The organism is Chryseobacterium sp. BGARF1 (genome assembly GCF_001677955.1).
Classification (GTDB): Bacteria; Bacteroidota; Bacteroidia; order Flavobacteriales; family Weeksellaceae; genus Chryseobacterium.
This window is the reverse complement of sequence record NZ_LELA01000002.1, coordinates 92,290-101,986: the sequence shown is the minus strand read 5'-3', so window position 1 is coordinate 101,986 and position 9,697 is coordinate 92,290. Positions and strand designations below refer to the sequence as shown.

Below are 9,697 nucleotides of genomic sequence, written 5' to 3'. Positions count from 1 at the left end.
CTTTTAATGTAGCCATATTATTTGTTTTTTATTTTAATTATAGTATTCTATGTTGGTTATAAGATCAAGCCATCCTTGTTGATCCTTTTCATTTGTTATTTCTAAAAAGTTATCTTTTCTTATTCCTATTTTTTTGTATTTTGGTTCTTTAGAGAGTTTGTAGACCCCGTATTTTTTGTTTTTATAGAAAATAATGATATTATCTTTAAAAATTATATCATCGTATTTCCGAGGCAACAATTCTACAGCATTGGTTTTGTAATTATAATTTGAATAACGTCTTTTCCATTCATCATTATCGTTATATTTATTTTCCAGAAATTTGTAATTTGACTCTTTTTTGATCTCTTCATATTCATTTTTGAATTTTAAATTTTCATCATCAAAACTCAAAACAATATTGTCGTCAATTTTATCTAACTTTTCTTCATCTATATAATACAAGCCTTTTTTGTTATGTGCCTTCGCTATAAAATAAAATTCTTTGTTATTGTAAGGCTCTACATTTTTAAAATATTGTAGAATATCTTTTCTCTCGGGAGCCCAAGAATCACCTACATAAACAAAATTATATTTTGATCTTTTGGGTAAATTATTGAATTGAAATGTATTGATTTCTGAAAATGCATAGTTGTTTGCTTTTCGAATAATGACATTGTTTCTTGATTTTTTATCATACGCAGTTGAAAAATTATAATATACATACGGATCAGAACCACATGATTGACGATAGTATTTTCTAACTGGAGCGTCTTTTAAATGAGAATCAAGATTTTCAACCTTATTATCATGCAAAACATTGATATAATTGTCATTCAGATAAACACTTTTTATATTTTTGAGATTTAATTTATTTAAAAAAACATCATAAATACTAAAGTCCTTTCCTGATTTGGTAACTATAAAATAATTGTTCATTATAATATCATCAAAATTTCCTTTTAACAAAGATGTACCAAAAACACTAACGAATATTTTTTTTCCGTTTTCCTCTACTATAGTGTAATGGTCTTTTACTTCTAAAACAGGACTGATCGTATTTTCTGCTCTGTTCTCTGTTTTTACTCGAGTATTATTTATTAAATATTCTCCATTTTCTAAAGGAACAAAAAAAACATCCGAAGAATCCTTAAAAGAGATGATAGGTCTGTTTTTGCCTAATTTAAATATAAAAGCGACAGAGGAATCCGAAGTGTACAATTCCAAATTTTTCTGATCATCATATTTATATACTTGTTTAACAACCGTTTCAGAAGAAGGAAAAAAATACTTGTATACTAAATTTTCTTCCTTATTATAAACAACAAATACTTTTACTTTGATGTCATTTTTAAGATCTTCAATTGTTTGGTGTTTAATTTTATCAATTTCTAATAGAAAGTTTTTGTCATCATAATGGAGCTCTTTAAAAGAAAACATTCTGTCATCATCTTCCAGTTCAGTATATGCTCTAAATTTTTTACTTGCATCTGTAACCCAACTTTTAAAATTGTAATAAGTATAGCTATCTTTATTTTTTTTAATAATAGATGTATATGTACTACAATCTATAAGATTTGCATCAGAAAATTCAACGATCGGACTTAAATTGATCTCATTATTAATTGAAATAAGTTTAGAAGAAACCGCAAAACTGTTTATAATATCATATTCATAATATGGATGATTTATAATGTAGCCGTCAAGAATATTATTTTCTTCAATCTCATTAATCAAATTACCATTTTGACTATAATTTTTAACTTTAATTAATTCATTGACATCATTATAAATTTTTTCTGAAGCAAGATTCTTGTTATTAATCCAATATATTTTTTCAACTCTTCCTTTTTGGTCATCTGCATAATTAACGGAATCAATATTTCGAATATTTCCATCTTCAAAATAAACTTCTTCTAAGGTTTTTTTCCCATTAAGCTTCTGAATTTTCCAAAGTTTTCCATTCGGATAATAAAATTTCAATTCAACACCTTTAAATTTTTCAGAATCAGCTTCTGAATAATCTGAACCTTTATCAAAACCATTTTCATTATACCAATATTCTGAACCAATATTTTTCTTGTAGCCTTTTTTCTTCAAAGAATATCCCTGATACTGTAGCTTTCCATCAATGAAATAATCCCTTATAAATTCTATCGAATCATTTAATATGATCGGAGCAGGTCTATAAAAAGCAGCGTTATCTTTTGTCGTTTCTTTCCATGATTTGTCAAAATAAGTCGTTTTGCTTTGTTGAGAACTCACCAAAACAATTGCAAAAAAAGAAAAAAAAGATAATTTGTTTTTCATGGAAATCTAAAATTTGGGAAGAAAGAAAGATCGATCTTCCCAATTGTTCTTATAGAAGTTCAAAAATACTTGCTGCTCCTTGTCCCGTTCCAACACACATAGAAACCATTCCGTATTTGTTTCCACGTTTTCTCATTTCGTCAAGAAGTTGAACAGTTAATTTTGTTCCGGTACATCCAAGTGGGTGACCGAGAGCAATTGCTCCACCGTTTACATTTAAAATATCAGGGTTTAAACCTAACTCTTTTTTGATAGCAACAGATTGTGATGCAAATGCTTCGTTTAATTCAATTAACTCAATATCTTTTAATTCTAAACCAGCTTGTTTTAACGCTTTTGGAATTGCATAAATTGGTCCCATTCCCATGATTCTTGGTTCAAGTCCAGCTGCAGCATAAGCAACTAATCTTGCTTCTGGTTCAAGACCTAATTCTTTCACCATTTCTTCACTCATTACCATTACAAAAGCTGCTCCGTCACTCATTTGAGAAGAGTTTCCGGCAGTTACGCTTCCTCCGTTGGCGAAAACGGGTCTTAATTTAGATAAACCAGCAATAGAAGTATCTGCTCTTGGACCTTCATCTACTGAAAAATCAAACTTCTTAGTCTGCATTTTCTGGTTTTCATCCAGGAAATTATATTCAACAGGAATCGAAACGATCTGGTTGGCAAATCTTCCTTCCGCATTCGCTTTTAAAGCTTTCATATGAGATTCAAAAGCGAACTGGTCTTGTTCTTCTCTTGTGATGTTATATTGTTTTGCAACTTCTTCCGCAGTATAACCCATTCCCCAATAATAATCAGGGTTTGTTTTGGCAATATCTGTTTCAGGAACTGGTTTATAACCACCCATCGGAATGTAAGACATTGATTCTGTACCTCCTGCAATGATACAATCTGCCATTCCTGCCTGAATTTTTGCAGAAGCTATAGCAATTGCCTCACTTCCAGATGCACAATATCTATTCACCGTAACTCCTGGAACTTTATCGGTTTGCAATCCCATTAAAGAGATCAAACGAGCAACGTTCAAGCCCTGTTCAGCTTCCGGCATCGCATTACCTACGATAAGGTCATCGATTCTGTTTTTGTCTAATTGCGGGAGTTCAGCCATTAATTTTTCAATTACGGTTGCCGCCATTACATCGGGACGAGTAAAACGAAGGGAGCCTTTTGGCGCTTTTCCTACCGCTGTTCTAAATCCTTTTACTATATATGCTGTTTTCATTTAGATTAGAGATTTTTAGACAAAAGATTTGAGACTCTTGCCTGTTTTAAATAATTCTTTTATTAATATTTTCTTTAAAAACATAAATCATTTTCTGAACTTCATCAAGTTTATTTAATAAAGGTTGGTTTACCTCTTCTGAAATAAAACTCAGCTTTTCACAAATTATTAATTGTGTTTGAAGCTCATATGAGGAACCATAAGCAATATTTAAAAAATAATAAAACTCTTTTTCTCTTTCTCTTCCAGCTCCTTCTGCTATATTGGAAGAAATTGAAACAGCTGCTCTTTTAATTTGTGAAGAAAGCCCGTATTTTTCATCATTGGGCATATTTGCTAATGCTTTATAAACATCAACACATAAATTAATTGATTCGCTCCAGATTTTCAATTTTTTAATATTATGCATACATATTTAGATTTATGTTACTTATCTCTTAGTCTCAAGTCTTAAAGTCTCAAGTCTAATTCCTTAGTGGTTTTCCTTTCTGTAACATAAACTGAATTCTCTCCAAAGTTTTTCTTTCGCCACAAAGCTGTAAGAAGGTTTCTCTTTCTAGATTCAATAAGTATTGTTCGGTCACAACAGTTGGTTCAGAAAGATTTCCGCCTACCAAAACGTTGGCTAATTTATCTGCAATTTTTTTGTCGTGTGCAGAGATAAAATTTCCTGTTAACATTTGGTCAGTTCCTACGTAGAACATTCCAAGAGCGTCTTTACCAAGAACTTTTACCGTTTGCTCGATAGGTTGAGTATAACCTTGTTCAGCCAATAATTTTGCCACTTTTTTAGCTTCTGCAATCTGACGCTTTTTGTCAACCACTACGATATCTTTTCCTTTTTCAAGAATTCCCATATCGTAAGCTTCATAAGCAGAAGTTGCCACTTTTCCCATGGCAATATTCATGAAAGCTTCACGAAGTCTATTATTTTTCACATCATCAGTGTGGAATTCTCTTGAAGTTCTCAAAGCAAATTCTTTAGTTCCACCACCACCAGGAATTACACCGACTCCGGTTTCTACCAATCCTATGTAAGTTTCTGCTGCTGCAACTACTCTGTCTGCGTGCATTGTCATTTCGCAACCACCACCTAAAGTCATTCCGTGAGGAGCAACAACAACAGGAATAGAAGAGTAACGAACTCTCATCATCGATTTTTGGAAATAAGCAATTGCCATATTCAAATCATCCCAATCCTGCTCGATTGCCATCATTAAAATCATTGCCAAATTCGCTCCAACGGAGAAATTTGTACCTTGGTTTCCGATTACTAAACCGTCGTATTCTTTTTCAGCTAAATCAATGGCTCTGTTTAATCCATCTAAAACTTCGCCTCCAAGAGAATTCATTTTAGAACGGATTTCAAAATTGATAATTCCGTCGCCTAAATCTTCAATTGAAGAACCTGAATTGCTCCAAAGTGTCTTATTTTTTCTGATATTATCTAAAATAATAAAAGCATCTTGCCCAGGAATTTTGTTGTATTCTCCTGAATTTTTATCAACATAAATGCTTTGTCCATCTTCATTTACTTTATAGAAAGATTCCACATTTTTAACCCAGTCTGAAACTTCGTAACCAGCTTCTGTAGCCAATTCAACACCTTTTTGAACACCAACGGCATCCCAAATTTCAAACGGTCCGTTTTCCCAACCGAAACCAGCTCTCATTGCATCGTCGATTTTGTAAACTTCGTCAGAAATTTCAGGAACTTTGTGCGAAACATAAGCGAATAATGCTCCCAATGATTTTCTGTAAAGCTCTCCGGCTTTGTCTTTTCCACCAATTAAGACTTTAAATCTATCAATTGGTTTATCAATATTTTTAGTTAATTCTAAAGTCGGGAAAGAAGATTTTCCTTGAAGTTCGTATTCTAAAGTATCAAGATTTAATCCGTGAATTTCAGATTTTCCATCTGCACCTTTCACTTTTTTGTAGAAACCTTGTTCGGTTTTTGAGCCCAACCATTTGTTGTCTACCATTTTCTGAATATAATCAGGAAGGGCAAAAACATTGTTGAAATCATTCGCTTCAGCACCGCTTTGGCGAACACCATTTGCAACCATTACCAAAGTATCTAAACCTACAACATCGGCAGTTCTGAACGTCGCAGATTTTGGTCGACCGATAACCGGACCCGTCAATTTATCTACATCAGAAACATTTAAACCTAATTTCTGAACATTATGAAGCAAATCCATCATCGAGAAAACCCCAATTCTGTTGGCGATAAACGCAGGAGTATCTTTTGCTAAAACAGTTGTTTTGCCTAAAAATTTTGCTCCGTAATTCATATAGAAATCAATGATTTCAGGAGATGTATCTTTTGTAGGAATAATTTCTAAAAGAGGAAGATATCTTACAGGATTAAAGAAATGTGTTCCTGCAAAATAATGTTTAAAATCATCACTTCTTCCTTCCACCAACATATTGATCGGGATACCGGAAGTATTTGAAGAAACTAAAGTTCCAGGTTTTCTGAACTGTTCGATTTTTTCGTAAACAGATTTTTTGATGTCAAGTTTTTCAACGACAACTTCAATAATCCAGTCAGTATCTTTTATTTTCGCTAAATCATCATCAAAATTCCCTACTTTAATTCTCTCGGCAAATTTCGGAGAATAGAGTAGTGCAGGACTTGCTTTCTTCAGTTTTTCAAAGTTTTCAGAAGCAATTCTGTTACGAACAGCTTTGTCCTCCTTTGTCAAACCTTTTTTCTGTTCGGCTTCATTTAATTCAAAAGGAACAATATCGAGCAGTGAAACCTGCACGCCAATATTGGCAAAGTGCGCAGCAATACCGCTTCCCATAATTCCGGAACCTAATACCGTAACGTGTTTGATTCTTCTTTTCATTAATATTTATTTTAGTTATTATCGCTTAATTAAATTGGTTTTTAACCACTCCGTCAAATTTTTTCAGATTTTGCTATCCTTCCAAAGGATTGGAATTTTTTATTTTCTGTGATTTAAGTCGGTAGCAATTTTCATGATTTCCGTCATTACTTCTTTGAAGGTTTCCAGCTTTTCGGGAGCAATTTTTTCCATTACTTTTTTATTGAAATTTACCACCACTTCTTTTGACATGTTTCTTGAGCTTAATCCTTTATCGGTAAGTTTGATAATCACTTCTCGTTTATCGGTGGTCGTCTTTTCTTTGTAAATATATCCGTTGTCTTCAAGGAGTTTAATAATTCTTGTGAGTGAAGTTGGCTCGATTGCCATTTTTGGTCCTAAATTGGTACTTCTCGTTCCTTCTTTTGGATCGATTTTTAGTAATGTTAGTGCCTGAACAGCCGTAGAATCGTGTTCTTGAGCTAGCTCAGTATACATTTTAGAAACAGCCAACCAAGTCTGTTTTAGAATGAGGTCTACATTTTCTGTTTTCTCTTTATTATTATCCATCATATTTTTTGCTTATCGGTTTTATCAAATTTAGTAAATATTATGCATGCATAGTATTAATTAATAATAAAATTTATTAATTACCTGAATTTCAGTATGTTAAATTGTATGATAAGCATAATACTATGCATGCATAGTATATGAAATAATTAAGTAAAAGAATGAATTAATGAAGCTTTGAGACTAAATTTACGATTTCTTCAAAAGATTCGCATTTATAGATTTCGTTTTTATAAGAAATCTCCCAAAATGTATTGTTATATTGAAAATGGAATAAAGAAAGGTCTTTTTGAAAGTTTTTTTGCAATAAAGAATAGAGCATTTCTTTTTGAATTTCGGGCGAAATAATAGAAGGAGCTACAAAATTTTTATTTACCTGGAATAAAGAGGCATTGGTTAGCTCATCATGTTTCAATAAAACATCTTCTACAATTCCCGAAAATAATTCTTGGTTTTTAACATACCAGATTTTATCGGCAAATTCTTTTGCCAAACGCCAGTCGTGCGAAGAAAATAATATCAGTTTATTTTGTTCTTTGGCAAGTTTCCGAAGTGTTTTTAGAATGATTATTTTATTCTTTTCATCCAAATGAGTTGTTGGCTCATCTAAAATAATAATAGGAGAGTTCTGCGTTAATGCACGCCCAATAAAGGCTTTTTGCAGATTTCCATCAGATAGATTTTTTAAAGGAGTATTTTTGTATTGTTCTAAATCTAATTCTGTAATAATATCTGAAACTTCTTCTCGGTCTTCTTTTTTAAGTTCAAAATAAAAAGGATAATAAATGTACTTCCCCAAAGAAATTAAATCTTCAACCGTAAAATTCTGTGGAATGACCGCTTTAGAAAAGACAATAGCAATATTTTCAGCAATTTCTTTTACTGATAAATGCTTTATATTTTTATTATTAATTAAAATTTCGCCATTTAATAAAGAATTTTGATGGAGAATAGATTTAATTAAAGTGGTTTTTCCGACACCGTTATTTCCAATCAGCAAGCAAACGTCCCCTAAATTCAACGATGCATTAGCATTTGAAATTAAGGTTTTGTCATAGCCGATATTGGCTTGTTTTATTTGTAGGTGCATTTTGTTGGTTTATCGCAAAGACGCAAAGTTTCTTTTACAAAAATAATGTTTTAAGGCGCAAGGAATTTGACTTTGTCAAAGTTTTTGTTAGCTTTATTTTATAAAAAGTTTACGATTCTTGTTACCCCATTTTTGAAAACATCAGATTGAAAATTTAATAGTAGTCCTAATTTACAATTTGTCATTTTTAAATACGTTAAAAGTTGAGCTTTATGAATTGAATTAATATACTCAACGGTTTTTATTTCTAAGATTAATTTATTTTCAACAATCATATCTAACCTGAAAGCGTTTTCAATTTTTAATTCTTCATAGATAATTGGAAGTAGTTTTTGTTTTTCAACAACTAATCCTGCTTTCGTTAATTCATAAAATAGACATTCTTCATAAACGTGTTCGAATAATCCAGCTCCGAGTTTTTTATGAATTTTTAATCCTGTTTCAAAAACAATTTTTGATAATTCATTTTCTGTCATCGTATTGTGATTTTTATTTTGTGTTTTATATTCATTATTGGTTAATCGCAAAGACGCAAGGATTTTTAACCTTTTACCTTTTTAAGGCGCAAGAAAATCAAAGATTTTCAACCAATATTGAAATTATTTTTTCACTTATATTTTACAGTTTTAAATTTTATCAAACATAAAATCCTTGCGCCTTACAACATTATTTTTATGAAAAACTTTGCGCCTTTGCGAAATACCAACAATTACACTTTATTCTGTTTCAAAAGCATCATTAAAATCACAGGGATACCGAAAACTGAACTGATTACATTTAAAGGAATTTGCGTTTTTTCGGCTACAACTGAAAATAATAACATCATCAACATTCCTAAAAACATATTCAAGATCCATTGCTGCCAAAGTTTCGCAGGATTATAAATCAATCTGCAGAAATGAGGAACAATAATTCCGATGAATAAAATAGGTCCTAAAAATGCTGTAACCGATGCTGAAAGTAGAGAAGAAGCAACAATGATCATCAATTTCAGGTGATTTAAATTGACTCCTAAACTTTGAGCATACGAACTTCCCAGAGAATTTCCGATCAAAGGTTTTATGGTTTTAAAACAAATTAATAATCCAATAAAAACTAAAACAGCAAGAACGATAATCTGATTTCTCGATACCATATTATTGGCTCCGAAAGACCATAAAATATAATTTTTTAAGCTTTGATTTTCTGCATAAAACTGAAGCAGAGAAACAATAGCTCCGGCAAAAGCCGACACCAAAAAACCGAAAATAATAAGATAAGATCTATCCTGAAATTTATTAGACATTGAAAGCAGAACAAGCATCAACACTAAACTTCCGATAATTGCAGACAAACTCAGAAAACTATTTTGAAGAAATTCAGGCAGTAAAATATCATGCGAAAAGAAAATATAAAATGCGACCGATAAGCTAGCAACAGAGGTAATTCCTAAAATATCTGGTCCGGCAAGAGGATTTTGAAAATACTCCTGCATCAGAAAACCCGAAGTTGGAATTGAAATCCCAGCTAAAAGCATTACCAAAACACGATTCACACGAATTTCTGCGATCTGACTATTGGTAGAATCCAGGAAAAAATCCTGAAGATCTAAAGACAAAAATCCTGTATTCAGATTAATGATCGCTGTCAAAGTAACTGCAATTAGTAAAAATAAACACAGGATCTTAAATTTTTTAGACATTT

Annotated in this window: 8 protein-coding genes; all 8 read right to left on the bottom strand. The window is 31.6% G+C overall.

Translation table 11 applies throughout. The features are described 5' to 3' along the window. Positions 1 to 33: 33 nt before the first annotated feature. Positions 34 to 2,289, bottom strand: a complete 2,256-nt coding sequence (locus AB671_RS00810) for a hypothetical protein (RefSeq protein ID WP_066675641.1) — start codon at positions 2,287 to 2,289, stop codon at positions 34 to 36. A gap of 49 nt (positions 2,290 to 2,338) precedes the next feature. Next, positions 2,339 to 3,517 (bottom strand): thiolase family protein, encoded by a 1,179-nt coding sequence (locus tag AB671_RS00805; RefSeq protein ID WP_066675639.1) that lies wholly within the window; start codon positions 3,515 to 3,517, stop codon positions 2,339 to 2,341. Positions 3,518 to 3,563: 46 nt separating this feature from the next. Then, positions 3,564 to 3,926, bottom strand: coding sequence for a four helix bundle protein (locus AB671_RS00800; protein WP_066675637.1), 363 nt, complete (start codon positions 3,924 to 3,926; stop codon positions 3,564 to 3,566). Positions 3,927 to 3,981: 55 nt separating this feature from the next. Continuing rightward, positions 3,982 to 6,375, bottom strand: coding sequence for a 3-hydroxyacyl-CoA dehydrogenase/enoyl-CoA hydratase family protein (locus AB671_RS00795; RefSeq protein ID WP_066675636.1), 2,394 nt, complete (start codon positions 6,373 to 6,375; stop codon positions 3,982 to 3,984). A gap of 99 nt (positions 6,376 to 6,474) precedes the next feature. Next, positions 6,475 to 6,924, bottom strand: a complete 450-nt coding sequence (locus tag AB671_RS00790; protein ID WP_066675726.1) for a MarR family winged helix-turn-helix transcriptional regulator — start codon at positions 6,922 to 6,924, stop codon at positions 6,475 to 6,477. 166 nt (positions 6,925 to 7,090) lie between these two features. Further along, a complete protein-coding gene (locus AB671_RS00785; RefSeq protein ID WP_066675635.1) occupies positions 7,091 to 8,014 on the bottom strand; it encodes an ABC transporter ATP-binding protein in 924 nt (307 codons plus the stop codon). A 98-nt stretch (positions 8,015 to 8,112) separates the two neighbouring features. Next, positions 8,113 to 8,490, bottom strand: coding sequence for a GxxExxY protein (locus tag AB671_RS00780; RefSeq protein WP_066675724.1), 378 nt, complete (start codon positions 8,488 to 8,490; stop codon positions 8,113 to 8,115). A 233-nt stretch (positions 8,491 to 8,723) separates the two neighbouring features. Beyond that, complete coding sequence (locus AB671_RS00775) at positions 8,724 to 9,695, bottom strand: iron ABC transporter permease (protein ID WP_066675634.1); 972 nt, start codon at positions 9,693 to 9,695, stop codon at positions 8,724 to 8,726. Positions 9,696 to 9,697: the final 2 nt, after the last annotated feature.

What these genes read in the sequence shown, in the direction of transcription:
- AB671_RS00785 (WP_066675635.1), bottom strand. Translation starts at nt 8,014, where the DNA reads ATGCACCTACAAATAAAACAAGCCAATATCGGCTATGACAAAACCTTA.
- AB671_RS00790 (WP_066675726.1), bottom strand. Translation starts at nt 6,924, where the DNA reads ATGGATAATAATAAAGAGAAAACAGAAAATGTAGACCTCATTCTAAAA.
- AB671_RS00810 (WP_066675641.1), bottom strand. Translation starts at nt 2,289, where the DNA reads ATGAAAAACAAATTATCTTTTTTTTCTTTTTTTGCAATTGTTTTGGTG.
- AB671_RS00780 (WP_066675724.1), bottom strand. Translation starts at nt 8,490, where the DNA reads ATGACAGAAAATGAATTATCAAAAATTGTTTTTGAAACAGGATTAAAA.
- AB671_RS00795 (WP_066675636.1), bottom strand. Translation starts at nt 6,375, where the DNA reads ATGAAAAGAAGAATCAAACACGTTACGGTATTAGGTTCCGGAATTATG.
- AB671_RS00775 (WP_066675634.1), bottom strand. Translation starts at nt 9,695, where the DNA reads ATGTCTAAAAAATTTAAGATCCTGTGTTTATTTTTACTAATTGCAGTT.
- AB671_RS00805 (WP_066675639.1), bottom strand. Translation starts at nt 3,517, where the DNA reads ATGAAAACAGCATATATAGTAAAAGGATTTAGAACAGCGGTAGGAAAA.
- AB671_RS00800 (WP_066675637.1), bottom strand. Translation starts at nt 3,926, where the DNA reads ATGCATAATATTAAAAAATTGAAAATCTGGAGCGAATCAATTAATTTA.